The organism is Actinoplanes philippinensis (genome assembly GCF_900113015.1).
GTDB classification, from domain to species: Bacteria; Actinomycetota; Actinomycetes; order Mycobacteriales; family Micromonosporaceae; genus Actinoplanes; species Actinoplanes philippinensis.
Genome location: NZ_FONV01000004.1, coordinates 458,013 through 482,856, shown reverse-complemented (window position 1 = coordinate 482,856; position 24,844 = coordinate 458,013). Strand labels below are relative to the sequence as shown.

The following is a 24,844-nucleotide window of genomic DNA, read 5'->3' as shown; positions in this document are numbered from 1 at the left end:
GGACCGAAACCGGTCATCCTCTGACCTGTTTCCCCGGGAAGGTGGGCGGCATGCGAGCCGACCGGTTGATGGCCATCCTTCTGCTGCTGCAACAGCGCGAGCACGTGACCGCGGCGGAGGTGGCCCGGGAGCTGGAGATCTCCGAGCGCACCGCCCGCCGCGACCTCGACGCCCTGGCCATGGCCGGGGTGCCGATCTACTCGCTGCAGGGCCGTGGCGGCGGCTGGCGGCTCGTCGGCGGCGCCCGTACCGACCTGTCCGGGCTGACCGCGGGGGAGGCCCGCGCCCTGTTCCTGGTCGCCGGCCCGGCCTCGGCGGCGGCCCCGGCGGTGAAGGCGGCACTGCGCAAACTCGTCCGGGCGCTCCCCGAGCCGTTCCGCGCGCAGGCCGAGGCGGCGGCGTCGTCGCTGGTCCTGGACCCGCAACGGTGGGGCGCCGGCCGGATCGAGGCCCGGCCGCCCGGCTTCCTCGACGAACTGCAGGACGCGGTGATCCGCGGTGTCCAGGTGCGGCTCGGCTACGTCGACACAGCCGGTGCCGCGACCGAGCGGGTCGTCCACCCGCTGGGCATCGTCGCCAAGGGCCCGTCGTGGTATCTCGTCGCCGGCACCGCGGCCGGCCGGCGGACCTTCCGGATCGACCGGGTGACGTCGGCCGCGCCCACCGGCGATCCCGTGCACCGGCCCGGGGACTTCGACCTCGCCGCGAGCTGGCGCGAGATCGCCGACGAGGTCGATCGCCGGCGCACACCCCGGCAGGCCCAGGGCGTCTGTACGCCGTACGGCATCGGCAAGCTCCGGCTGTCGATCGGCGACCGCCTCGACGTGGGCGGCGCCACCGACGACGGCCGCGTCGAGGTGGTGATCCGCGGCCACAACGAGTACGCGCTCGCCGGCGAGCTGGCCGGCTTCGTCGAATGGCTCGAGGTGACCGGCCCACCGGGCGTGCGGGACCACCTGATCGCGATCGGCGCCGCGCTCGTCGAGCGATACGCCGCCCGCCGGGTGGAGTCCCCGCCCGCCGGCCGGACCGGGCCCGCCCCGCCGGACGCCGGGAGCCCGCCGGCCGTCCCGCACGGCCAGCCGGCCGGATCGCCGACCCCGGAAGAGTGAAGCGGGCATCGGCCCACGCTCGCCGTCGCGATGAATCCGGCCGGCGTATTCGCTTCAGCGCGGGCGTGCCCCGAGGATGGGACCCCGCCCGGCACGGAACCCTGTTCGTGCCGCTCGAGAAGGGAAAACGCCATGGACACGAAGCAGAAGAGCACCACTCGCGGCATCTCGGTGAACCACACCGAGGTCGTCCTCAAGCGGGGCATCTCCGTCAACCACACCGAGATCACGCTGGCCCGTCGCGGTTCGTCGACGCGCTGACCCGAACCGGCGATGGTGACTTCCACCGGACAATCCGTCGCCAAGCAGCCGGGAAACCTCCTCGGGTTTCCCGGCGCTGTTTGGCTCCTGCTGACCGGCGACCTCGTCGCGGCGGCCGCCGTCGGCCTGACACAGCCGTACCTCGTGGTCTATCTGCACGGAGTGCTCGGTGTGCCGCTGGCCCTGGCGACCGGTGCCGTGGCGCTCGCGGCGGTCGCCAGCCTCGTCGGCAACCCGGTCGCCGGGACACTGATCGACAGGTGGGGCGGACGCGCGGTGATGTGCGCCGGCCTCGCGCTGGCCGCGACCGGCATGCTGCTGCTCGGTGCCGGCCATGGTCTCGTCACCGTCGCCGTCTCGGTGGCACTGACCGGGTTCGGATGGTCGCTGTCGATGCCCGCCCTCGGCACCCGCCTGGCGACCCTCACCGGGGAACACCTTCACCAGCGCGTCTACACACTGCAGTACGTGCTGTTCAACGTCGGCCTGGCCGCCGGGGCAGCGGTCGGCGGCCTGGTGGTCGGCCGCGCCGGGTCCGGCTCCCCGGCCGGACATCCGGCACTGCCCGCACTGTGGGTCGCCGCGGCGCTGGTCTGCCTCGTGAGCATCGGCCTCGCCGTCGCCGCCGGACCTGGCCCGGCCCGCCCGCACCGCGAGGCGGCCGGCACCGGCGAGCCGCCGGAAGCCGGCTACCGCCAGGCACTGGCCGACCGGAGGCTGCTGCCGATCCTCGGCGCCGCGACCCTGCTCTCCACCGTCGGCTACGGCATCTACAACGCGGCGCCGTCACTGCTGGCCGTCGCGGCCGGTGACCCGTCGGCACTGGCCTGGCTGAGCGTCGCGAACGCGGTCACCGTGATCGCCGGCGCGCCGATCGCCTGGCGGTTCGCCGACCGGCTCCCGGCCCGCGCGGCGCTGCTGTGCACCGCGGGCCTCTGGGCGCTGGCCTGGGCCGTCTGCGTGCCCACCGCGGCGGGTGGCGGGCTGCCCACCCGGACGGCGCTGGTCGGCGCCGCCGTCCTCACCGGCGCCGGTGAGCTCCTCTTCGCGGGCGCCCTGCCCACCCTGGTGAACGCCATCGCCCCGGACGAGATACGCGGCCGGTACAACGCGCTGTCCACCCTGTCGCTGACCGTCGGCATGGCCGCCGGACCACTGCTGACCTCGGTCGCCGCCGCCGTCAGCGGGACCGTCCCGCTGCTGTGCGCGGCCGTCGCGCTGGCCGCCGGCGCGGCCCTGTTGGTGCGCCTGCGGGCGCCGGCACCGGAGGAGTCGTCGTGACACAGGCCCTTGAGGCGATCCTGGACCTGGTCGACGACCTGCGGGAACGCGGACACTACACGGAGGCCGAGGCGATCCTGCGCCCGCTGGTGGCCCGGGTCGACGCCGAGCACGGCGCCCGCTCGCCCGCGGCCGCGCACGTCCGCAACGCCTACGGCCTGCTCCTCAAGGCGACCGGGCGGTACGCCGAGGCGCGGACCCGCTACCGGGAGGCCCTCGACATCCTGGAGTCGTCGGCCGCCCCGGTGGACGACCTCGCCGCGCTGCACCACAACCTCGCCGGGATCGAGTTCGCGCTCGACGACCTGCGGCAGGCGATCCGGTGGGGACGCAGCGGGCTCGATCTGCGCCGTACCGTCGCGGGTCCCGACGACCTCCCGGTGCTGTTCGACGAAGGCAACCTGGCGCCGATCCTGATCGCCGCGGGTGAGTTCGACGAGGCCGGGCGGCTGCTCGCCCATGTCCACGCGCAGTTCGTCGCGCAGCTGGGCGCCGACGACTACGAGGTGGCGGTCGCGCTCACCAACCTGGGCGCGCTGGCCGCCCGGCGCGACGACCTGCCGGTCGCCCTGGACCATCTCACCGAGGCGGTACGGATCAAGTCGGCACGGCTCGGCCCGGAGCACCCCGACCTGATCCGGACCCTGATCAACATCGCGGTGGTGGCGGAGAACCTCGGCGACCCCGACACGTCCGGTCGAGCACACACCCGTGCCCTCGCGATCGCCGAGGCGACGCTGCCGCCGGACCACGACCTGCTTTGCACCCTGCGGGACTGGGACTGAGCCGGCCTCACCTCGCGGCGGGCGGGCAGCACCACCCCAGGTCCCGCCTCGTCCTCGCCGAAGCACCACAGCTTTCGCCCGAAAGGCGCGGTGATGGGCGGGACCGGCCGCCCGCGTCGCGGGGTGGGGACGGGCGGTGTGGGCTTCGGGGCGGGCGTACGGCGTACCACCTGGGGTGCGTGGGTTTCGTGGGGCGATGGACCGCCGGGAGCGCGGACCGGATCGCAGCCGGTGACCACCGGTGTGTGACAGGCTGGTGGCGACGCTCAGGGGGAGGTGGCGATGACGGCGGATGTGGCGGTGCGCGATCTGACCGCGGACGTCACCCGGCTGGAGAGTTCCAGCAGCATCGACGAGCTGGTCACCGTCCGGCAGCGCGCCACCGAGCTGCGCGGCCTCGCCGTCGCGGCCGGCGACGACGAAGCGGTCCGCCGCTGCGATCTGATCATCGCCGACGTGCTGGTGCGGGAGGGACACCTGGGGCCGGGCGGGCACAGCGCCCGGGGCGCCCTGGAGTGGGCCGAGGAGCGCGGCAACCTCTACGTGCAGGCCCGCGCCCACCGGGTGTTGTCCAATTTCTACCGGCTGCTCGGGGATTTCTCCGAATCGCTGGCGCACGGCGTGCAGGCGGTGTCGACATTGCCGGCCGGCGCGGCGCCCGGTGTGCGGGCCCGGCACCTGCTCATGCTCGGCTGCTCCCTGGACGACAACGGATCGTATGACGAGAGCGACGTCCGCTACCGCGAGGTGCTGCGGATCTCCGGCGACACCGGCGACGACGGGCTGACGCTGCGCGCGCTCAACAACCTGGCCTACAACGCGTACGAGCGCGGCGACGAACCCACGGCGACGGCCCTGGCCGCACGCATGCGCGAGGTCGCCGCCCGCGGCCGCGGGCTGGCCGCCAAGGAACTCGACACGATCGCGCGGGTCGAGATGATGGCCGGACGGTTCGCCGCGCTCGAGGAGACCCTGGCCGGGGTCCTCGACGGCACCGTCGTCGACCCGGACGGTGACGGCCTCGCCGAATGCCTGCTCACCCTCGCCGAGGCCCGCCGCCTCAACGGCCACCCCGAGGCGGCCCAGATCGCCCTCGACCGGACCGCCGAACTGTGCGAACGCAGCGGCCTGGCCCGCGCCGCCGTCCAGATGCGACGCGAGCAGGCGGCGCTGTTCGCCGCCACCGACCGGTTCCGCGACGCCTACGAGGAGTTGCTGCGCTACCAGCAGAGCCTGTCCACCCTGCAGAACGCCGAACGGGAGACCCGGGCCCGCGCCATGCAGGCCGTCTTCGAGGCCGACGAGGCCCGGCAGGCCATCGAACAGTTCCGCGAACTCGCCAACCGCGACGCGCTGACCGGCCTCTACAACCGCCGCTACGTCGACGAGCGGCTCCCGTCCCTGCTCGACCGCGACCGCCCGCTGTCGGTGGCGATCGTCGACCTGGATCACTTCAAACAGATCAACGACTCCCTGTCCCACGCCATCGGCGACGCGGTCCTCCAGCAACTCGGCACCCTCCTCGAGCAGGCCGTGACCGGCGCCGGCGCCGCCGCCCGCCTCGGCGGTGAGGAGTTCCTGCTGATCCTGCCCGGCTATGATGCGGCCGGCGCCGCCCGATTCTGCGAGGACGTCGCCCGGGCGATCCGCGAGTTCCCGTGGCGGCCGATCACCGGCGACCATCCGGTGACCGCCAGCATCGGCGTCGCGGCCGCTCCCGCCGGCCCGACCACGGTGCCGCCGCTGCTGGCCGCCGCCGACCACAATCTCTACATCGCCAAACGCGCCGGTCGTGATCGCGTGGTCGCCTGACACCGCCTGGTCCACATAGGCGCTGATGCGCGTATTGTCGGCCTATGTCATCCGATCTTCATGCGGCCTCGTTCGGGGCCGCGGCCGAGGCCTACGAGCGGGGCCGGCCGCCCTATCCGCCCGAGGCGGTGACGTGGGCCGTGCCGTCGCGGGCCCGGCGTGTGCTGGATCTCGGCGCCGGCACCGGCAAGCTCACCCGGGCGCTGCTGGCCGCCGGGTTCGACGTCGACGCCGTCGAGCCTTCGGCTCCAATGCGCGATCAACTCGCGGTCTCCGCCGCCGGGGCTGCCATCTTCGAGGGTACGGGTGAAAGCGTCCCCCTTCCTGACGCCTCAGTGGACGCGATCGTGTGCGCGCAGGCCTGGCACTGGGTCGACCCGGCCCGCGCGGTCCCGGAGATGGCCCGGGTACTACGTCCCGGCGGCACCCTGAGCCTGATCTGGAACATCCGCGACCACACCGAACCGTGGGTGGCCGCCCTCGACGACGTGCTGCACCGGCACACCCGTCAGGAGATCGACACCGCCCCACCGGTGGGCACCCCGTTCAGCGAGCCGGAACGCGCCGAGTTCTCTTGGCGTCACCCCCTGAACCGCGCCGAACTGCTCGACATGGTCGCCTCCCGAAGCTACGTGATCCTGCTCCCGGAAACCGACCGCCAAGCCCTGTTCGACAGCGTGCTCACCGTGCTGGACCAGCACAACTTGGGCGACTCCTTCGAGATGCCCTACGTGACCCGCTGCACCCGGGCGCAACTGCCCTGACCGCTGATCTCACTCGTCGACCTGGGAAGCGGCCGTGCTCAGCCGGGCGCGTTCTCCTCGGGTGACTCCGTGTCATGTCCCAGGGCGGCCGACGCTCGATGTGTCTCTCCCGGGCGGGTGCGTCACCACCTGATCTCGGGCCGGCGAGCGCCGCGAGATCGCCTCCGCCGGGCGGCATGTTCGGGTCGCCTCGTCGCCGACCGGGAAGTACAGGCATGTGTCCAGGTGCCAGCGGTCCGCGTGATTCGGGGAATCACCCGGAACGGCAGCGCGATCCGTTCACCGCCAGGCACAACGACGTCCACTGACCCGATCTCTTTCCGGGCGATGGCGGCGAGCGTCCGCAGAGCCCGGCCGACCGCTTGAGTCGGCAGGTAAGGGTCGTATCCGTGATCGATTCCCACGAGCCACCTGCCGTCCCTCGTCCTCGCCGCGCAGCAGGCGGAACCCCTCGCGGCTGGGACCTCATCGGCAACGCGCATCCACGATCGGCACCGTTGCTATGTGTCCAAGACGGCCCCGGGCGGTAGGTGTGCGGGGCGGTGGCCGGCGGCTCCGCTGCGGAACCGCTTGCCCTGCTGCGGTTGCGGCCGGCTCAGCTGCGCTGCGCTGACCGCTGGCTCTGCCGCGGTGGCCTCACCGCGGTCCGGTCTGCGGTGGCTGCTGTCTCGGCGCTGGTTACGGGCTCGACCAGGGCGCCCCGGGCCTCTGCCGCGACGGCCACCGGCAACATTGTGGTGACAGCTGGCCCCGCGGCGCCGATGGCGACCTAAACCGCACCGGCCGCTGGCTCGACTGCGGTGACCACCAGGGAGATCTCGCCGAAGTAGGCGAGGTCCCACGCCCCCACCGGCTCGCCCGGGAGGAAGTCGCGGCGCAGGGCGCTACCGCCCGGATCCCACGGCCGGTCCAGATAGGGCGACCAGACATGAGCACGCAGCCGTCCCTCACCGATGATGTCGAGCGCGGCCGGTGGCGGGCTTTCCGGATCGGGGAAGACCGCCGCCAGCCGCTCGGCCGGATCCGGGCGTAAACCGGCCGGGCCGCGGCGGCCGCGGATCGCGGTGAGCAGCGCATCGCGGAGGCTTCCGTCGGTGACGACCCGGTGGGCGACGGTCACGGAGACGTCGTCGCCCGTCAACGCGGAACGGGTGAACCCGTGACCGGCCAGCTCTCGCCCCGAGACGGTCCGGAAGGCATCGGCGACGCGGTTGGAGTCGGGCCGGGCCCCGAGCGCCTCGGCCAGTGCCGACCCCTTCAGGAACTCGATCTCGAACACCGACCGATCCTCGTCGAACTCCCAGTCGGGGCTGAGCGGGAGGTCCGGGGAGAGGCTGTTCAGGTAGTACAGCACGTACTCACGATCGGGGTCGAAGTCGTCGACCGGCCGGCCCAGCATCACCGTGAACGCCGCCGTCAAGTCCTGCTCCCACATCAGCGCCGCCCGACCAGGTCGCCGACCTCGCCGCGGGAGGACACACCCAGCTTGCGCAGAATGTTGGACACGTGCACCGCCGCTGTCTTGGGGGAGATGTAGAGGCGCTGCGCCAGCTCCGTATTGGTCAGCCCGTCACTGATCAGCACCGCCACCTCGCGTTCCCGGGGAGTGAGGGCGGCCGGCCCGGTGACCGCGGTCGGCGCGCCGGCCGGGGCCATGCCGAGCTGGGCCCGGACCCGGTCGAACTGCTCGACCCGCCAGCCACGCCAGCCGGCCAGCAGCGGCCCGGCTGCCTCGATCTGCTCCTGCGCCTCGGCCCGCCGGTCGGCTGCGAGCAGGCACCGGGCGGCACTCACCCGCACGGTGCCGCGGACCGCCGGCGCCAGCCAGTTCGCCTCGGTGATCGACAGGTATCCGGCCAGCGCCTGGGCGTGCAACCCGTGAGCCTCGGTGACCTGGGCCTCCACGAGCATCCGGTGCGCGTCCCACACCTCGGAGTCCAGCAGGATCGCCGCCATCCGATCCAGGTCGTCGGCCGGCAGGCCCAGCTCCAGCGCCGCCGAGATCAGGTCGTGCGCCTGCTCCCCACTGCGCCACACCTGCTCCTCCAACGCGGTGACCAGCTCGGCGAGCGCCGCCTCGGCCCGCGGCCGGTCGTGCCGGCGGCACGCCAGATGGAACGTCAGCCCGGGTATCACGGTCGGCGGATTGTTCGGCAACTCGGCCAGGTCGGCGATCAGCTCCTCGACCTCGTCCAGGTCGCCGGCCTCCAGCGACAGGCCGGCCAGGAACACCCCGTGGAAGTCGGCCCACCGGCCCCGGCGGCGCAGGCTCCGGTCCTGGGCGCGGCCCTCCTGCAGCGCCGCGATCGCCGCACCGAGATCACCGGCCCGCAACGCCAGCCGCGCCCGCCCCTGGAAATACGCCGCCACCGACAGCGACTCGAACCCGGCCCGCTCGGCGTTGACCCGCATCCGCTCCAGGATCTCGGCGTGTTCCGTCGAGGAGGTCGGCGGCTCACCCTGCACCAGCACGTTCAGCGCCCGGGCCGCGATCACCCATTCGCCGGCCTGCTCCGCTTCATGGACCAGCGCCGACAGGATCTTGCTGCCGTCGGCGGCGGTCTGCGGCCAGTCGGACATCGCCGAACCCTTCTCCAGCAACGCCGTCAGCCGCACGCTCGGCAGATCGAACTCGTCGGCCAGCGCCAGCGCCCGGTCGGCCCACAGCAGCGCCGTCTCGGTCTCGTCGTACAGGTACGCCGACTGGGCGATCGCCGTCATCGCCCTCGCCTGCCCGGCGCCCGGCGGCAGCTGCGCGATCAGGTTCTCGATGTCGGCGGTCAGCGCCCGCACCTCAGCCGCCTCCCGCGACTCCCATGCCAGCCGGACCAGCAGATACAGGGCCTCGGCCTGGTCGGACGGATCGTGCGCGTGCTCCCGCCAGCGCCGCCCGTGCCGCCACGCGTCGTCGAGCAGACCGGCCAGCCACGCCGCCCGGGCCGCCGCCCCCAGCAGCTCGCTGTCCTCCGGAACCTCGTCCAGGCCCATCTCGGCCAGCTGCAACGCCTGATACGCCGACCCGATCGACAGATACAGCGCCGCCCCGTGCCGGGCTGCCGCGATCATGTCCTCATACCGGCCCGCACCGCGCGCGTGATGCGCGACCATCGCCGGATCCGAGCCGCCGCCTCGCAACAGCACGTCCAGCGCCGCCTCGTGCAGTCGCCGCCGCTGCCGGCCCAGCATCTGCCCGGCGATCGCCTCCCGCACCAGCGCGTGCCGGAACGCGAACTCGTCCTCACCGGACTCGACCAGCACACCCCGCGTCACCAGGTCACGCAGCACGGCGATCAACTCGTCCTCGCCGGTGCCCGTCACGTCGGCCAGCAGGTCGAACAGGATCCGGTGACCGAGCACGGTGGCCGCCTCGACGATCCGGTGACTGACCGGATCCAGGTCGTCCACCTGACGCCGCAGCACATCCGCGAGGCTCCAGGGCAGCGGCTGGTCGACGAGCGCCTCCAGGTCATACCCCGGCATGGCTCGTAAGAGCTCCTCCAGGAAGAAGGGATTGCCGCCGGTGCGCTGGTGCAGGGCCGCCGCGGCCCGCACCGGGGCCGGACTGCCGCTGGCGGCCGCGAGCAACGCCGCGGTCTGCGCCGGGGACAACCGATCCAGCCGCACGTGCGTGACTGCATGACGTCGCTCTAGTTGGGCGAGCAGCCCCGCCACCGGCTGCCGCCGGGTCACCTCGTCCGGACGGTACGTCCCGATCAGCAGCCGCGGCCCGGGCTGGTCGGCGATCCGCTCGAACAGGGCGGCACTCTCCGAGTCGGCCCAGTGCAGATCCTCGAACACGATCACCGCCGGTGAGCCGCCGATCAGGGCCGACAGGATCGCCAGCCCCGTGTGCAGCCGCTCGACCGGGCTGCGCTCGGCATCGGACAGCGCGGCCAGCTGCCGCTTGTCGACCTCGGGCCGCCCGTCGATCGCGTCGAGCAACACCTCATACGGCCGGGCCAGCGACCCGGGCTCGGCATGCCCGACGAGCACGGTCGTGCCCGCCGCGACGACGTCCAGCAGCTCCTGGACCAGCCGGGTCTTGCCGATGCCCGGCTCGCCGGCGATCAGGGCGACGGCCGGCTCCCGGGACTTGGCGAGCTGCGTCAGGCGGCGCAGCTCGCTTCCCCGACCGATCATCACCGGGCTGGCACCACCGCGGTTGCTTCGCACGACGCCAGGGTACCGGCGGGGCGGCTGCGGACCTTACGCCCACGGCGGGCCAGACGGGCGCTGGACAGAAGCCGCTCCCGGTCGGCTTCGGCGATCATCTCGCGGTTGCGGTCGTGGGCCAGATGAAGCATGAGTTCCGGGCTGGCGAACATCACCATCTCCTTGTCGTTCGTCGATGCACCAATCGTCGTCCGTAAGGAGGCCCACCACATGAGGCGCCGTTACCTATCTTCCCAGCTCAGAAAGCCTTAGAGAGCATGCTCAGGCCGTCTAGGCATACCTAGATCGCTCCGATCTGGAAGCCGGCCGGGCGGCGTACGGCGGTGGCGGCCAGCTCGGCGACCTCGGCGGCCGACGTCGGGATCAGCGGTGTGGCAGCCAGCCACGCGTAGATCTCCGGCAGGCTCAGGCCCGCCGGGACCGTACCGACGAAGGCCTCGAAATAGAGTGGCGTGTTGGGCCCGATGCGCCAGCTCTCGGCGAGCCCACCGACATCGACGGTGTCGAATCCGAAGTCGTCGATCAGCCCGGTGACCCGCGCCTTGGCCTCCGGGTCGTCGCCGGTGATCGGCAGGGCGGTGCGGTCCGGGGCGCCGGCCGGGCGGGCCAGCTCACCCAGCAGCCGGCCGTTGACGTCGTGGAACGCCTTGACCACCGACGACCTGTCCAGAAACCGTTGCACCAGCTCACTGGAGGTCAGCTCGTCGGCGTCGAGCTCCGGGCGCGCCCAGCCGTTCACGGCCGGCGCGTAATTCATGGTGTCGATCACCGTCTTGCCGGCCAGCGCGGCGCGCGGCAGCTGCTCGTAGCGGGCCAGCGGAATGGCCGCGACGACGAGGTCACCGGCCCGTGCCGCCTCCGCCGGGGTCGCCGCGCGGGCGAGCGGCCCCAGTTCGGCGATCAGGCCGGCGAGGCTCTCCGGGCCCCGCGAGTTGCTGATCACCACGTGCCGGCCGGCGCGGACCGCGCTGCGGGCGACGGCCGAGCCGATGTTTCCGCTGCCGATGATGGCCAGTGTTCCGGGCATGTGACTACTCCTCCGCAGGGGGTGAAAGGGCTGCGGTGGCTACGCTAAAAGCTGACATTGGTGTGAGGTCCCGACGAATGTGGCGGTGGTCATAGGTGCGTATCGGGGAGCTGTCGGCCCGCAGTGGCGCGAGCGTGCGGTCGCTGCGGTACTACGAGGAGCAGGGCCTGCTGACGGCCGGCCGCGACTCGGCTGGCCGCCGCCGCTACCCCGAGTCGGCAGTGGCCCGGGTGGCGCTGATCCGGCGCGGTTTTGCGGCGAGCCTGTCCAGCCGGGTCATCGCCGACCTGCTGCCACTGCTCGAAGCCGCCTGCGTGCCCCGGTCGCGGGCCCTGCTCGACGCCGAGCGGCAGCGCCTGGAGGCGCAGATCGCCGCGATGACCCAGGCCCGGACGCGCCTCGACGAGGTCATCGCGCTCGTCACCGACCCCACCCGGAAATGCGACGCCTGACCGGCGATTCTTCTACGATCGGCACCGTGCCGGCGTTGTTCCTTTTGCGTGTCGCCGCGGTGTTCGCCGTTCTGGCCGTCGCGGCGTGCACCTCCTCGAATTCCGGGAAAGCGCCGGGGCCGGAGACGACGGGCGGAATCGTCGACACCTCGGTGTTCCGGGGAGTCGACTACGAATTCGTGATGTTCGAGACCCCGGAGGACATGGCGAAGGCGAAGGGCGTCACAACGGTGATGTCCGCCCTGGTCGGCGGCTTCGCCCAGGGCCGTGTCCTCGCCGGCCCGGGCATCGAGGACAGACACGTGGTCATGTGGGCCACGATTCGCGAAACCCTCGAAGGCCCGACAAGCGAAGACGGTTCTGCGTACGTCGAAATCCTCCAGCCGCTCTGTGCCGGCAACGTTCCCTGCGCCACGGTCGAGGATTTCGCCGCAGCGATTCCGGCCGGTACGAAAGTGCTCGTTCTCGGTGACACCGCCGCAGAAGTGGCGCCACCCGACTTGCGATACGCCGACAACGACGCCGGCCGCCCGCCCGGCGCCCGCCTCGTCCGGCCGAATCCGGGCGGGCTGCTCTTCGAGAGCGCGACCACCGCGGGGCGGACCGTCGTCGGCGCCTACGCGAAGATCGAGGACATGCCCGAGGCCTGGCACCCGGATCCCGCCGCCGGCATCGACGGCCTGACCGCACGCCTCAAGGCGGCCGGGGTCACCGCGTAGGGCGTACTCCTCTGGACGCCGGGCGGCGGCCGTGCTCCGATGAGGTCGTGCGCTTCGACATCGACACGGTCGCCGCACCCGAGCAGGTGCGGCAGGCGCTGACCGACTTCAGCGCCCGGCGGCTGCGGATCTGGAACCGGACCCTGGACCCGCGGACCTACGAGGTACGAGCACACGGCGACACCTGGGCGGTCGCGCGGGAGCGCACACCCCGCTCGCCGTTCTGGGTCGTGGCCAGCTACGACTGGTCGATCGGCCCGATGCCCGGGCTGATCGCCCGGATGTGGGCCGACGCCCTCGACCGCTGTGCTCACGAGGAACCCTGAACACACGGTGTGTCAGCGGTTCACAGCCGAGTGTCGTATCGTCGGGCCGTGCCTGATTCCGCAGTGACCCGTGACAACGCGTCCCGACGTGCCGCCGCAAGCCCGTCCCGCCCCGGCGCGCCCCGCCCGCCACTCAAGACGAAGGCGGAGAAACGGGCCGAGGCCAAGGCCGCCAAGGCCCGCGCCCGGGCGATGCAGAAACGCCGTGAGATGCTGACCATCGCCGGCGCCGCCGTGGCCGTCATCGCCCTCGTGGTCGGCCTGGCCCTGTGGATCAACAGTTCGTCGACGACGCCGGCCGACACCGCCGCGGCCCCCAGCGCCGCCACCGGCACCACGGCGGCCACCGACACGATGAGCAAGCCGTTCCCGCCGCTGCCCGCCGGCGCCGACCCGGCCCTGGGCGCCAAGCCCGCCACCTCGGCCGGCACCGGCAAGGTCACCCAGCTCAAGACGACCACCCTCATCGAGGGCACCGGCGCCGCCGTCCAGAAGGGTCAGACGGTCGAGGTCAACTACGTCGGTGTCACCTACGCCGACGGCAAGGAGTTCGACAACTCCTGGAAACGCGAGGAGGCGTTCAGCTTCCAGGTCGGCGGCGGCAACGTCATCAAGGGATGGGACGAGGGCCTGGTCGGCGTCAAGGTGGGCAGCCGGGTCCAGCTCGACATCCCGTCCGACATGGCCTACGGCGACAACCCGGGCCAGGGGCGCCCGGGTGGCGCCCTCCGCTTCGTCGTCGACGTCCTGTCCGCCGCCTGACCGGGTCGGCGCGGTTCCTCAGAGACGAGCGAGGATCTCGGATTTCTTGCTGGTGAACTCGTCGTCGGTCACCAGCCCGGCCTGACGCAGCTCGCCCAGCCGCCGCAACTGTTCCATCGGGTCCACCGGAGCGGGCGCGGCGGCCGGGGCGGCGGGCGCGGCCATCGCCATCGGCTGGTGCGCCGCCATGCCGGCGTAGTGGTGGGTGTTGTGCAGCTGCTGCTCGCGGAGCCGGCCGAGCCGGGCGGTCTCGTTGATGATGGCGACCGCGGTGCGCGGTTCCGGGACGTCCTCGAGGACGACGATCTCGATCGAGGAGGCGCGCTGCACGTGGACCAGGACGTTGCCGACGCCGCGGGCCTTCTGCACCATCGCCTGGCGCATGTCGACGTCGATGATGTGCGCGACCGGCACCTGCTGGGCGTTGGTCGACACGATGCCCTTCTCGAAGTGGAGCAGCGTGGACGTCAACCGGTACTTGCCGCCGCCGAGCCCGGTCAGCGTCATGCCCTTGGCGGACCACAGCGTGTCCGGGTCGCCCAGCTCCACGACCAGCTGCCAGCCGGGCGGGGCCGGCGGCCATGACGGGTCGGGCTGCCAGCCCTCGGCGGGCAGCCAGCCCTCGGGCGCCTCGGGCCATCCGGGCGGGGGGTTGAACTTCTTCGCCATCGCACACCTCGTTTGTCGCCGCCGACTCGGTCGCGGGTCAGATCGGCATGGTCCGGACCCACTTGAGGCGGCACTTCGTGACCGGCAGGAGAAACCCGGAGGCCCCGGGCATGATGCCCGGGGCCTCCGGCACTGCTCTAGCCGCCGTTTCCCTTGACCAGAAGCATGTACATGACCCACGTCACGGCCAGGGTGAAGCCGAAGGCCTGCCAGTACTTCGCGCCGGACAGCCCGAGCCTCTTCGCCTTCCGGGCACTCCGCGACGCCGGGATGAGCCCGAAGATCCCGAAGATCGCGGTGATGATGATGGTCAGGGCGACGCCGGGCACCTTGCCGTCCACCTGGCCGTGGTGGCCGGACGGGACGAAGCCGCCACCGTAGGCCGGTCCCGGGTGCATCTGCTGGAGGCCCGGCTGGCCGTACGCCTGCGGGTATCCGGTCGGCGCCGGCCCGGCAACACCGTAGCCGGCCGTCGGCGCCGGCTGCTGGTAATGGCCGTAATCCTGCTGGCCGTAGCCCTGCTGGCCGTAGCCCTGCTGGCCGTAGCCCTGCTGGCCGTAGCCCTGCTGGCCGTAACCCTGCGGGGTGCTGCCGACCTGCGGCTGGACATAGGGCGGCGTCCAGGAGCCGTGTTGCTGCGGTTCGGCGGTCATCGGGGATCCGTCCGTGCGTGCGGGTGTGGGGTCGTGGACCTAGGTCGGCCGGGCGGCCACCGACTTGAGACGCCGGCCCTGTCACGAGGGGCATTACGCTGCGGACGTGAAGGCTGACGGCGCTACGGCGATGCTGGTGCGGCTGCTGGACCGGTCGATCGAGCGGATCGGGGAGATGGCCGTCGGCGGGCGGGCGTTCGACCGGGACGAGGTGGCCCGGATCGCCGGGGCCTGGGAGGCACGCGCCCACGGTTTCTTCAGCGTGGTCGCGCTGCGGCCACGGCTGCTGCGCGAGCCACGGGCGCGGGGTGTGCTGCGGGCGATGGCCACGGCCCGCTCCGAGCGGGACTGGATGGTCCGGACCGCCGGCGCCGGCATCGAGCCGCTGATCGGCCGCGGCCGGCCGGAGCCGCGCCACTACCGGGACGTCCTCGGACGGGTACGGCCCGGCGTGCTCCCGGTCGACGGCCCGGCGCTCGCCGTCGACTACGACCTGCCGATGGCCGCGCTGGAGTGGCTGTCGATCGAGCGGCTCGGCGCCGGCCTGGGGGCCACCCTGTCGCTGCGCGCGCCGCGACGCTACAGCGACGGGGACGGGCACCTGCATCTGACCGTCGACGGGCTGCGGGAGGTGTGGTTCGACAGCGCCGACACGACCGGCGCCGACGTGCGCGACAGTCCCGGTGGCCCGGAGATCCGGCTCGGCGCGGAGGGGCTGCTGCGCGGGAGCGCCGCGCACATCCTGCCGATGGACGTGCAGTGGCACCTGTCGCGGGCCGGCCGGGCCGTCGACCGGATCACGGTCCGTAAACGGCGAGCGGCGCCCGGCGACGAGCCCGAGCGGTGGCCGGGCGGGCGGTTGTGGGGCGCGGCGTCCGCGTTCCGTGAGGCGGTGCGGCGCATCCACCGGGTGCGCCGGGCCGAGGAGGTGGGCCGGATCCCGATCGCCGAGTTGTGCGAGGTGCTGGCCGGTGCGGGCACGCGGGCGATGGCCGCGTCGGACGGCCCGGCCGCTGACGCGGACCGAGCGTTCCGGATCCTCACGGAACGCTGGAGCAGTGTCGGACCGGACGGTCCGGAAGCCGGCGAGGAGCTGCCGGATGGCGCCCGGCTCACCCTGATGATGTACGAGACGGAGTCACGCCTGGTGACGGTGAACTACGTCGATCCGGGTGACGGGCGGCCGCGGGCGGCGAAGATGATCTGGCCGGAGCGGGTCCTGATGGGCAACGACGGCGACGAGCTGACCCTCACCGACGGCACGGAGGGCACCCCCTCCCACTTCTAAGCTATAGCGGATGGGGGATCTTGCCGCAAGACCCGGGGGAGCGCGCAGAATCGCTTCGTTTCTGCCCGCAAGGTGAGAGGACGGTCAGCGGTGACCCGCTACGTCATGAATCTGGACGAGATCGACCGGGACCAGGTCGCGATCGCCGGAGGCAAAGGGGCACATCTGGGGCAGCTGCTGCGGATCGACGGGGTCCGGGTGCCGCCCGGATTCGTGGTCACGACCGCGGCTTTCGATCGGGTCGCGCCCGCTTTCGAGAAAGGGCTGGCCCCCGACGATCCGGTGGTCCCTCCGGACGATCTGGCGGCGGCGATCCATGACGCCATCGCACCCGGTCACACCTATGCGGTGCGCTCCAGCGCCACCGCCGAGGATTCGGCGACGGCGTCGTTCGCCGGCCAGCACGACACCTTCCTCAACGTGCCGGCGGACGCGGTTCCCGTCCACGTGGCCAGGTGCTGGGCCTCGCTCTTCACCGACCGGGCGGTCGCCTACCGGCAGCGCAACGGGATCGATCACGGCGCTGTGCGGATGGCCGTCGTGGTGCAGCGGATGATTTTCCCGCGCGCCTCGGGAATCGTCTTCACCGCCGATCCGGTCACCGGCAATCGGCGGATCACCTCCATCGACGCCGGTTTCGGGCTCGGTGAGGCGCTGGTTTCCGGCCTGGTCGACGCCGACGTCTACAAGGTCCGCGACGGCGAGATCATCACCCGGGAGATCGCCACGAAAAGGCTGCGGATCACACCCACGCCCGGAGGCGGCACCGCACCGGAGGCGATCGCCGCCGGGCAGCAGCACCTTCCGGTTCTCAACGACGCGGAAATCGTACGGCTGAACGAGCTCGCCCGACGACTGGAGGCCCATTTCGGGACCCCGCAGGACATCGAATGGTGCCTGGACGACGACGGTTTCGCGATCGTGCAGAGCCGTCCGATCACCACGCTTTTCCCCGTCCCGGAGGCGCCCGACGACAATCCACGGGTGTACGTCTCGGTCGGCCACCAGCAGATGATGACCGAGGCGATGAAACCGCTGGGCCTGTCGGTGTGGAAACTGACGTCGCCGGGCCACATGCACGACGCGGGCGGCCGGCTGTTCGTCGACGTGACCGGGCGGGTCGGGCCGGGCCTGCTGGCCGCCATGACCAAGTCGGACCCGCTGATGGGCGACGCCCTGCGCAGTGTCGTCGACAGCGGTTTCGTCCCGCTCGCCGACGACGGCGGCCGCCCGCCGGTGCCCGGGCCGAGCGCGGCCGAGGCGCCGCCGAACGACCCGGCCGTCGTCGCCGAGCTGGTCGAGCACCGGCGGTCGATGCTGGCGGCGCTGGAGCGGGACATCGCCACGAAGAGCGGCCCCGAGCTGCTGGACTTCGTGCTCGCGGACGTCCAGGAGATCCGGCAGATGCTGTTCGACCCGCGCAACATGCCGGCGATCATGGCGGGCATGGAGGCCACCTGGTGGCTCAACGAGCACCTCGAGGAGTGGCTCGGCGAGAAGAACGCGGCCGACGTGCTGACCCGCTCGGCGCCGGGCAACGTCACCTCGGAGATGGGGATGGCGCTCCTGGACGTGGCGGACGTGCTCCGGGCGTACCCCCAGGTCGTTGATCTCCTCGAAGAGGGCCGCGGCCTGGACCGCCTGCCGGAGGTGACCGGCGGCCGTGAGGCGCGGGAGGCGATCCAGGGGTTCCTCGACGTCTACGGCGCGCGCTGCGTCGGCGAGATCGACATCACCCGTCCGCGGTGGAGCGAGGAACCGGCCGCGATCGTGCCGATGCTGCTGAGCAACATCCGCAACGCCGAGCCGGGGGAGGCCGCCCGCCGTTTCGAGCAGGGCCGCCGGGAGGCGCTCGGCAAGGAGACCGAGCTGCTGGCCCGGCTGCGTGAGCTGCCCGGCGGCGAGGCCAGGGCGGCCGAGACGAAACAGCAGATCGACCGGCTCCGCACGTTCATCGGCTATCGCGAGTTCCCGAAGTACTACCTGGTCAACCGCTACTTCATCTACAAGCGGGCGCTGCTGGCCGAAGCGGGCCGGCTGGCCGCGGCCGGGGTGATCGACGAGCCGGAGGACGTCTACTTCCTTACGTTGCCCGAGTTCCGCGACGTCGTGCACACCGCGCACGCCGACCGGGAGCTGATCCGGCAGCGGCGGGAGGACTTCGCGGGGTACGCGACGCTGACCGCCCCGCGCGTGCTGACCTCCGACGGCGAGGCCGTGCACGGCGCGTACCGTCGCGGTGACCTGCCACCCGGCGCGCTGGCCGGGCTGCCCGTCTCGGCCGGCACCGTCGAGGGCCGTGCCCGGGTCGTCCTCGACGTCGCCGACGCCGGCCTGGAACCGGGCGACATCCTGGTCACCACCAGCACCGATCCCAGCTGGACGCCCGCCTTCGTGACGATCGCGGGCCTGGTCACCGAGGTGGGCGGGCAGATGACGCACGGCGCGGTGATCGCCCGCGAGTACGGCCTGCCCGCCGTCGTCGGTGTCGAGAACGCGACCACCCTGATCGAGGACGGCGCCCGGATCCGGATCCACGGCACCGACGGCTTCGTCGAGTTCGTTTGACGTCCTCTGCCATAGTTTCCGGATGCGTGAAGCGAAACCGCGCCGGTGGGTCCGTCGACTGTGGCTGACACTGGCGGTGGCGCTGCTGGTCGTGGCGGGTCTGTGGGCCGGCAACTCCTCGGCGCTGCGGGGCGGCGGGGAGGGCCGGCCGTCGCTGCTCGCGCACCGGGGCCTCGCCCAGACGTTCCCGCTCGACGGAGTGGGGAACGACACCTGCACGGCGACCCGGATCCACCCGCCCGGCCACACCTATGTGGAGAACACGATCGTGTCGATGCGGGCCGCCTTCGACGTGGGCGCCGACATGGTCGAGTTCGACGTGCAGCTGACCGCCGACGGGCAGCTGGCGGTCTTCCACGATCCGGTGCTGGAGTGCCGTACCGACGGGACCGGCCGGGTCGCCGACCACACCCTCGCCGAGCTGCGCCGTCTCGACCTGGGCTACGGCTACACCGCCGACAACGGCGCCACCCATCCGTTGCGGGGCACGGCGGTCGGGTTGCTGCCCACGGCGCAGGAGGTGGTGGCCGCGTTTCCCGGCCGGGAGCTGCTGATCGACCTGAAGGACGACGACCCGGCCGACGGCACGGCCCTCGCCGGCTACCTGGCCACGCTGCCCGCCGAGCGCCTGACGACCATCAGCGTGTACGGCGGTGACCACTCGGTGCAGGCCGTCCGCTCCCGTCTGCCGCAGGTACGGGCCACCTCGCGGGCGATCATGAAGGACTGCCTGGTCGACTACCTGGCGACCGGCTGGACCGGCCACGTCGCGGACAGCTGCCGGCGCACCGAGCTGCACCTGCCCCGGCGTTACGGGCAGTACCTGTGGGGCTGGCCGAACCTGTTCGTCGACCGGATGCGCGACGTCGACACCCGGGTGATCCTGGTGGGCGGCGAGGGCGACTGGTCGGAGGGTTTCGACCAGCCCGAGGATCTCGACGCGGTCCCGTCCGGCTGGTCGGGCTGGCTGTGGACCAACCGTACCGACGTGATCGCCCCGCTCGCCGGCGGACGCTAGGCGCGGCCCCGGCGCAGCCGCGCCCCCACGAGCATGAAGCCGATCAGGAACGAATAGATGATCCCTCGCTCGAACAGGCCGATGAGCAGGCCCGGGCCCGAGGTCACGACCGTGGCGAAGACCACCAGCGAGAGGATGCCGAGCGCCCCGGCCGCCGTCAGCAGGCGGCCGGTCCCGGGGCTCATCCCGAGCGGCCGATGTGCCCGGCCGAGCAGGACGATCAGCACGTTGCCGGAGACGAACGCCAGGATGGCGCCGAGCCCGTGATAGCCGCTGTCCCCGTCTCCCGGGAAGAGCGCCACCAGCAGCATGCCGGCCGCCAGCACGACGGCCGCGGCGACGGTGGCCGCCCGAAGGCCGCGGGACAGTCCTTTCAGCAGGGCGACTCCGGCCAGGACGGCCAGGCCGGTCAACCCCATGCCGGTGTTCATCACGGCCGCGAGCGGGGAGTACATGTACTGCCCGAACGCGGTGAGCGGCCCGTGGACGCCGAGGTCGCTGATGAAGTGGTGGGTGTAGCTGTAGGGCGGATCGCTCCACGCCGCGGCGGTGACGAACTCGCCGGTGAAATAGACGATGCCGCTGGCGAGGAGAGCCCCCGCGGCCGCGGGACGCTGCCTGACGTCGGTCACGATGATCCTTTCGACGGGTGGTTCGGTGCCCCGAGCCTGCGGGCCGGCGCTGACATGCCTCGGACACCGCACGGACATCGCCCCCACCGCGAGGCCCGGCGGCGGACCGCGCGAAGATCTGTGGATGGACGGCGGCACACGGCTACGGGTCACGCTGCTCGGCGCCTTCCGCGTCGCCCGCGGTGACACCGCCCTGGCCGTGCCGGGCGCCCGGCTGCGGAGCCTGCTCGTCCGGCTGGCCCTGGCCGGTGGCCGGGCGGTCCCACCGGCGGTGCTGATCGACGCGGTGTGGGCCGACGAGCCGCCCGCCGACCCGGCGCACACCCTGCAGCGACTCGTCTCCCGGCTGCGCCGCGCGCTCGGCCCGGACGCCCCGGATCCCGCGGTCGTGGAGGCGGTCGCGGGTGGATACCGGCTGGCCGTGGCGGCGTCCGACGTCGACGCCGTGCGGTTCGAGAGACTCGCCGCCGACGGCCGCGAGGCGGCCCTGGCCGAGGCGGTGGCGCTGTGGGGCGACCGGCCCGGCGTCGAGCCCGCGGTGATCGCCGCGGTCGCGCCCGCCGTCGCGACGCGGCTGGCGCAGACGTCCGTCGAGGTGGTCACCGATCTCGCCGGGGCCGAGCTGTCCGCCGGACGGGCCGAGGCCGCTGCCGCCCGGCTGTCCGGGCTGGTGGCGGACCATCCCGCGCACGAGCGGGCGGCCGCGTCGCTGATCGATGCGCTCGCCGCGCTGGGCCGGCAGGCGGAGGCCCTCGCCGTCTACGAGCGGGTCCGCGAGGCACTGGCCGACGGCCTCGGCGCCGATCCGGGCACCGCCTTGCGCGAGCGGCACCTGCGCCTGCTACGACCCGCACCCGCCCGGCCGGCGCCCACCCTCCCGGCCGCCGTCCCCGCGCCCATCCTCCCGGCCGCCGCCCCCGCGCCCATCCTCCCGGCCGCCGCCCCCGGGCCCATCCTCCCGGCCGCCGTCCCCGCGCCCGCTCTCCCGGCCGCCGCGCCCGTGGCCCTTCCGACGCCCCTGACCAGCTTCATCGGCCGCGACGACGACCTCGACCGGATCGCCGAGCTGCTGCGTGCCGGCCGGCTGGCCACCGTGGTCGGACCCGGTGGCGCCGGCAAGACCCGCCTCGCGCTGGAGGCCGCCCACCGCCTCCGTCCCGAGCACCGCGACGGTGTCCGCCTCGTCGACCTCGCCTCCGTCACCGACCCGGCCGAGACCCCCGCGGCCGTGCTCGCCGCGATCGGCCCGCGCACCGGCGGCCCGCTCAGCCGCGCCGTCGGCGCCGAGCTCGATCTCCTGCTCGCCGAGCTCAGCGGCCGGGACGTCCTGCTGCTGGTGGACAACTGCGAGCATCTGATCGACGCGGTGGCCGGCCTGCTCGCGACGCTGCTGCCCCGCTGTCCCGGCCTCCGGGTGCTCGCCACCAGCCGGGAACCGCTCACCGTCGACGGCGAAGGGCTCGTCCCGCTGGGCCCGCTCGCGCTGCCCGGCCCGGACGACGACGTCACGCGGGCCCGGGACGCCGCCTCGGTCCGCCTGTTCGCCGCGCGGGCCGCCGCCGTCCGCCCGCACTTCCAGGTCGACGAGACGACACTGCCGCATGTGGTGCGTCTCGTCCGCGGCCTCGACGGGATGCCCCTCGCGCTGGAGCTGGCCGCCGCCCGCCTGCGGACCCTGGCGCTGCCCGATCTGGCCGACGGGCTCGCCGACCGCTTCCGCCTGCTCGGCACCGGCAGCCGTGCCGCGTCGCCCCGGCACCGCACTCTGCGCGCCGTGATCGCGTGGAGCTGGGATCTGCTCGACGCCGGCGAACGTGCCGTCGCGGAACGCATCGCCGTGCTGCCCGGCACCGTCACCACCGGCTCGGCGACCGCGGTCTGCCCGGGCGGCACGGACGTCGCGGACCTCCTGGCCTCGCTCGTCGACAGGTCGCTGCTGCACCTCGATCCGGCCACCGGCCGCTATCGCATGCTGGAGAGCATCCGGGAGTACGGCCGTGAGCGCCTCGCCGAGACCGGCGCCCTCGACGAGACCCGCGATCGGGCCGCCGCATATTTCGCCGCACTGATGTCCGAACAGGATCCCCGGCTACGCGGCCCCGGCCAGCCGGCCGCCCTCCGGACCGTCGACGCCGAGTACGACAACACGCTCGCCGCCCTCCACCACCGGTGCGCCAGCGGCGATGCGGCCGGCGCGATCACGCTCGCGCTCGACCTGACCTGGTACTGGCAGATGCGGGGCCGGCACACCGACGGCGCGTACTGGCTGGGGGCGGCGCTCGCGGTGCCGGGCGGCGAGCCCTCGGTCGCCCGTGACTGTGCCCGCGCCGCCCACCTGCTCAACCGGGCCGACCTGCTGTCCGGCATCTCCACGGCGGAGGCGGCCGGCGACCGGGCGGAGATGCGTGAGCTGGCCGGCCGGCTGCTCGCCCGCCCGGACCTGCCGGGCCTCTTCCGGCTGCTGGGCGCGATCCTGCTGTTCCTCCAGGACGAGCGGGCCGCGCTGCCCGCCTTCGAGCGCCTCGCCGACGGTGAGGATCGGTGGTCGGCCGGGCTGGCGCACATGTTCCGGGCCGAGATCGCCGAGAACACCGGCGCCCTCGACCGGATGCGCCACCACGTGGAGGCGGCCCTGGACCACCTCCACCACGCCGGCGACGAGTGGGCCCGGGCCGCCGTGCTGCCGATGCGCGCGATGCTCCGGCGATACGACGACCTGGACGGCGCCCTGGCCGACCTGACCGAGGCCCGGACGCTGACCGGCAGGTTCGGCGCGCTCGGCCTCAGCGACCAGCTCTACGGCGACCTGCGCTGGATCGACCTGCACCTGCGCCGCGGCGACACCGGCGAGGCCGCCGCGACGCTCGATGCCGCCCGCGCCCGTGCCATGCGCGCCTCCTCGACGGAGATGCTGGTCCTCGTCGACGTGCACGAGGCGGCCCTGCGGGTGACGCTCGGTGACCTGGACCGGGCCGGTGACCTGCTCGACGCCGCCGAGCGGGGCCTGTCCGCCGCCACCGTGTTCCCCGGCGGTCACGCCCGGGCGCTGCTGAGCGGCACCCGGGCGGCGTACCTGCTCGCGCGCGACGACCCGCCCGGCGCGGAGCGGGCGCTGGCGGTGGCGACGGCGGCCGCCGAGGCGACCGGGGAACTGCCGCTGCTGGCCCGGCTGACGGTGCAGCGGGCCGCGGTGGCCGACCGGCGCGGGCGGCCCCACGAGTCGGCGGTGCTCCTGGGTGTCGCCGCCCGGCTGCGCGGAGCCCACGACCGTACCGACCCGCAGGTCCGCGAACTCACCCGCCGGGCGACGGCCGCGCTGGGTCAGGACGGGTTCACCGCGGCGTACGCCCAGGGCGGTCGTCCGACGCGGTAGGAAGGGCGCCGAGTTCGGCGAGCAGTCCCTCGGGCGGGTTGTCGCCGAAGAAGCTGGCCATCAGCTCCTCACCGGACGGGACCTCGGCGGTACGCGGGAACATCGCCTGCTCGTACTCCGCGAGCGCGGTCTCGACGTCGCCGGGATGGGCGGCCAGCGCCCGGCCCAGATCGGCGCCGTCGAGCATGGCCAGATTGGCGCCCTCGCCGTTCGGGGCGACCAGGTGTGCGGCGTCACCCAGCAGCGTCACGCCCGGCGCCCGATCCCACCGGTGGCCGAGCGGCAGGGTGTGCAGCGGGCGCGGAATCGGCCCGCGGTCGGCCTCGGTGATCAGCGCGGTCAGCTCCGGCGCCCAGCCGTCGAACTCCCTCGCGATCCGGGCGGCGGCCGCGGCCGGGTCGTCGAAGTCGATGCCGGCGAACCAGTCGAGCGGCCGGACGAGCGAGACGTAGGTGTGGACGGTTCCGCCGCTCTCCCGGTGCGCGACGATACCCTCGGTTGCCGACGGCGCGTACATCGCTCCGGCGCCGACCGTCGCGGCGACGGCCGGGTGCCGGGCCGGGGTGTCGTGCAGGAACGTCTCCATGTACGACTCACCGGTGTACTCCGGCGTGGCGGCGGACAGCAGCGGCCTGATCCGCGACCACGCGCCGTCGGCCCCCACCAGCAGATCGGTCCGCACTGTCGACCCGTCGGCGAAGGTGACCTCATGGCGCCCGTCACCGAGGCCGCGGACCGTGTCGGCCTTGGCGCCCCAGCGGACCGTGCCGTCCGGAAGCGCGTCGAGCAGAATCCGCCGCAGGTCTCCGCGCTGCACCTCGGGGCGTCCGCCGGAGCCGTCGTCGTCCTTCTCGAAGAGGACCGTGCCGTCCGTGCCGAGGAACCGGAACGCCTGCCGGCCCTCCAGGACGATCCCGCGGAACTCGGCGGTGAGGCCGGCCGCCTCGATCGCGAGCAGCCCGTTGTAGTCGTGGATGTCGAGCATGCCGCCCTGCGACCGGGCCGTGGGCGTGGGCTCGGCCTCGTAGACCGCCGCCGGGATGCCGTTCAGGTGCAGGACTCGGGCCAGGACCAGACCGCCCAGGCCGGCGCCGATGATGGTGACGGGAGTGTTCACGATGCTCCTCCGTGTTCGTCGGATGCGGTGCTCGTGAACGATGGCGCCGCCC

Annotated in this window: 22 protein-coding genes; 14 read left to right on the top strand and 8 right to left on the bottom strand. The window is 73.1% G+C overall.

Annotated features, from left to right (window positions below; genetic code table 11):
• The first annotated feature begins 50 nt into the window (after window positions 1–50).
• The 6 genes from BM290_RS12560 (at window position 51) to BM290_RS12540 (ending at window position 6,015) form a co-directional block, all read left to right on the top strand.
• Window positions 51–1,112, top strand: coding sequence for a helix-turn-helix transcriptional regulator (locus tag BM290_RS12560; protein ID WP_093613732.1), 1,062 nt, complete (start codon window positions 51–53; stop codon window positions 1,110–1,112).
• Window positions 1,113–1,244: 132 nt separating this feature from the next.
• Complete coding sequence (locus tag BM290_RS50620; protein ID WP_275413238.1) at window positions 1,245–1,373, top strand: hypothetical protein; 129 nt, start codon at window positions 1,245–1,247, stop codon at window positions 1,371–1,373.
• A 12-nt stretch (window positions 1,374–1,385) separates the two neighbouring features.
• Window positions 1,386–2,654 (top strand): MFS transporter, encoded by a 1,269-nt coding sequence (locus BM290_RS12555; RefSeq protein WP_093613304.1) that lies wholly within the window; start codon window positions 1,386–1,388, stop codon window positions 2,652–2,654.
• Entirely contained in the window at window positions 2,651–3,439 is a 789-nt protein-coding gene (locus BM290_RS12550) for a tetratricopeptide repeat protein (RefSeq protein ID WP_177319680.1), read from the top strand. The genes BM290_RS12555 and BM290_RS12550 overlap by 4 nt, the downstream gene beginning before the upstream one ends.
• 282 nt (window positions 3,440–3,721) lie before the next feature.
• Entirely contained in the window at window positions 3,722–5,251 is a 1,530-nt protein-coding gene (locus BM290_RS12545; protein WP_143133721.1) for a tetratricopeptide repeat-containing diguanylate cyclase, read from the top strand.
• 44 nt (window positions 5,252–5,295) lie between these two features.
• Window positions 5,296–6,015 carry a class I SAM-dependent methyltransferase gene (locus BM290_RS12540; protein ID WP_093613300.1) on the top strand — a complete coding sequence of 240 codons (720 nt, stop codon included), beginning with the start codon at window positions 5,296–5,298 and terminating at the stop codon, window positions 6,013–6,015.
• Between the two features lie 769 nt (window positions 6,016–6,784).
• Here BM290_RS12540 and BM290_RS12535 read toward each other — a convergent pair.
• The 4 genes from BM290_RS12535 to BM290_RS12520 all read right to left on the bottom strand — a co-directional run bounded on the left by BM290_RS12535 (window position 6,785) and on the right by BM290_RS12520 (window position 11,215).
• Entirely contained in the window at window positions 6,785–7,435 is a 651-nt protein-coding gene (locus BM290_RS12535; RefSeq protein ID WP_143133720.1) for a hypothetical protein, read from the bottom strand.
• Between the two features lie 14 nt (window positions 7,436–7,449).
• A complete protein-coding gene (locus BM290_RS50615; RefSeq protein ID WP_093613296.1) occupies window positions 7,450–10,155 on the bottom strand; it encodes an ATP-binding protein in 2,706 nt (901 codons plus the stop codon).
• The gene (locus BM290_RS12525; RefSeq protein WP_093613730.1) at window positions 10,155–10,340 is read right to left on the bottom strand and encodes a hypothetical protein; all 186 of its coding nucleotides are present in this window, start codon (window positions 10,338–10,340) and stop codon (window positions 10,155–10,157) included. The genes BM290_RS50615 and BM290_RS12525 overlap by 1 nt, the downstream gene beginning before the upstream one ends.
• A gap of 128 nt (window positions 10,341–10,468) precedes the next feature.
• A complete protein-coding gene (locus BM290_RS12520) occupies window positions 10,469–11,215 on the bottom strand; it encodes an NADPH-dependent F420 reductase (protein WP_093613294.1) in 747 nt (248 codons plus the stop codon).
• A 95-nt stretch (window positions 11,216–11,310) separates the two neighbouring features.
• Here BM290_RS12520 and BM290_RS12515 point away from each other — a divergent pair, with 95 nt between their 5' ends.
• From BM290_RS12515 to BM290_RS12500, 4 genes are read left to right on the top strand one after another with little or no spacing between them, the layout of a single operon-like run.
• On the top strand, window positions 11,311–11,667 hold the full coding sequence (locus BM290_RS12515) for a MerR family transcriptional regulator (RefSeq protein WP_093613292.1): 357 nt from the start codon (window positions 11,311–11,313) through the stop codon (window positions 11,665–11,667).
• Between the two features lie 26 nt (window positions 11,668–11,693).
• Window positions 11,694–12,386, top strand: a complete 693-nt coding sequence (locus BM290_RS12510; protein WP_143133719.1) for a hypothetical protein — start codon at window positions 11,694–11,696, stop codon at window positions 12,384–12,386.
• 47 nt (window positions 12,387–12,433) lie between these two features.
• Window positions 12,434–12,712, top strand: coding sequence for a hypothetical protein (locus tag BM290_RS12505; RefSeq protein WP_093613288.1), 279 nt, complete (start codon window positions 12,434–12,436; stop codon window positions 12,710–12,712).
• 48 nt (window positions 12,713–12,760) lie between these two features.
• Window positions 12,761–13,474, top strand: a complete 714-nt coding sequence (locus BM290_RS12500) for an FKBP-type peptidyl-prolyl cis-trans isomerase (RefSeq protein WP_239143478.1) — start codon at window positions 12,761–12,763, stop codon at window positions 13,472–13,474.
• An 18-nt stretch (window positions 13,475–13,492) separates the two neighbouring features.
• Here BM290_RS12500 and BM290_RS49105 read toward each other — a convergent pair whose 3' ends face one another.
• Window positions 13,493–14,143 (bottom strand): PH domain-containing protein, encoded by a 651-nt coding sequence (locus BM290_RS49105; protein WP_093613286.1) that lies wholly within the window; start codon window positions 14,141–14,143, stop codon window positions 13,493–13,495.
• A gap of 137 nt (window positions 14,144–14,280) precedes the next feature.
• Window positions 14,281–14,796 carry a hypothetical protein gene (locus BM290_RS49100; protein WP_093613284.1) on the bottom strand — a complete coding sequence of 172 codons (516 nt, stop codon included), beginning with the start codon at window positions 14,794–14,796 and terminating at the stop codon, window positions 14,281–14,283.
• A gap of 106 nt (window positions 14,797–14,902) precedes the next feature.
• Between BM290_RS49100 and BM290_RS12485 the strand changes: the two genes are divergently transcribed.
• From BM290_RS12485 to BM290_RS12475, 3 genes are all read left to right on the top strand, one after another.
• Complete coding sequence (locus BM290_RS12485) at window positions 14,903–16,084, top strand: hypothetical protein (RefSeq protein WP_143133718.1); 1,182 nt, start codon at window positions 14,903–14,905, stop codon at window positions 16,082–16,084.
• 90 nt (window positions 16,085–16,174) lie between these two features.
• Entirely contained in the window at window positions 16,175–18,652 is a 2,478-nt protein-coding gene (gene rph / locus BM290_RS12480) for a rifamycin-inactivating phosphotransferase (protein ID WP_307837934.1), read from the top strand.
• Between the two features lie 22 nt (window positions 18,653–18,674).
• Window positions 18,675–19,670 (top strand): glycerophosphodiester phosphodiesterase family protein, encoded by a 996-nt coding sequence (locus BM290_RS12475; protein ID WP_093613280.1) that lies wholly within the window; start codon window positions 18,675–18,677, stop codon window positions 19,668–19,670.
• On the opposite strand, the gene BM290_RS12470 is transcribed toward BM290_RS12475, so the two are convergent.
• Window positions 19,667–20,302: a DUF998 domain-containing protein gene (locus BM290_RS12470; protein ID WP_203779261.1), complete on the bottom strand. Its 636-nt coding sequence runs from the start codon at window positions 20,300–20,302 to the stop codon at window positions 19,667–19,669. The two genes, BM290_RS12475 and BM290_RS12470, sit on opposite strands and share 4 nt — an antisense overlap.
• Window positions 20,303–20,426: 124 nt before the next feature.
• On the opposite strand from BM290_RS12470, the gene BM290_RS12465 reads away from it, so the two are divergent.
• Window positions 20,427–23,675: an AfsR/SARP family transcriptional regulator gene (locus tag BM290_RS12465; protein ID WP_093613278.1), complete on the top strand. Its 3,249-nt coding sequence runs from the start codon at window positions 20,427–20,429 to the stop codon at window positions 23,673–23,675.
• Here BM290_RS12465 and BM290_RS12460 read toward each other — a convergent pair.
• On the bottom strand, window positions 23,635–24,792 hold the full coding sequence (locus tag BM290_RS12460; RefSeq protein ID WP_093613276.1) for an FAD-dependent oxidoreductase: 1,158 nt from the start codon (window positions 24,790–24,792) through the stop codon (window positions 23,635–23,637). The genes BM290_RS12465 and BM290_RS12460 overlap by 41 nt on opposite strands.
• Between the last annotated feature and the right edge of the window lie 52 nt (window positions 24,793–24,844).

Bases quoted from the DNA above. Each gene is read 5' to 3' on its own strand.
- BM290_RS12560 (WP_093613732.1), top strand. From the start codon at position 51: ATGCGAGCCGACCGGTTGATGGCCATCCTTCTGCTGCTGCAACAGCGC.
- BM290_RS50620 (WP_275413238.1), top strand. From the start codon at position 1,245: ATGGACACGAAGCAGAAGAGCACCACTCGCGGCATCTCGGTGAACCAC.
- BM290_RS12555 (WP_093613304.1), top strand. From the start codon at position 1,386: ATGGTGACTTCCACCGGACAATCCGTCGCCAAGCAGCCGGGAAACCTC.
- BM290_RS12545 (WP_143133721.1), top strand. From the start codon at position 3,722: ATGACGGCGGATGTGGCGGTGCGCGATCTGACCGCGGACGTCACCCGG.
- BM290_RS12540 (WP_093613300.1), top strand. From the start codon at position 5,296: ATGTCATCCGATCTTCATGCGGCCTCGTTCGGGGCCGCGGCCGAGGCC.
- BM290_RS50615 (WP_093613296.1), bottom strand. From the start codon at position 10,155: ATGATCGGTCGGGGAAGCGAGCTGCGCCGCCTGACGCAGCTCGCCAAG.
- BM290_RS12525 (WP_093613730.1), bottom strand. From the start codon at position 10,340: ATGTTCGCCAGCCCGGAACTCATGCTTCATCTGGCCCACGACCGCAAC.
- BM290_RS12520 (WP_093613294.1), bottom strand. From the start codon at position 11,215: ATGCCCGGAACACTGGCCATCATCGGCAGCGGAAACATCGGCTCGGCC.
- BM290_RS49105 (WP_093613286.1), bottom strand. From the start codon at position 14,143: ATGGCGAAGAAGTTCAACCCCCCGCCCGGATGGCCCGAGGCGCCCGAG.
- BM290_RS49100 (WP_093613284.1), bottom strand. From the start codon at position 14,796: ATGACCGCCGAACCGCAGCAACACGGCTCCTGGACGCCGCCCTATGTC.
- BM290_RS12475 (WP_093613280.1), top strand. From the start codon at position 18,675: ATGCGTGAAGCGAAACCGCGCCGGTGGGTCCGTCGACTGTGGCTGACA.
- BM290_RS12465 (WP_093613278.1), top strand. From the start codon at position 20,427: ATGGACGGCGGCACACGGCTACGGGTCACGCTGCTCGGCGCCTTCCGC.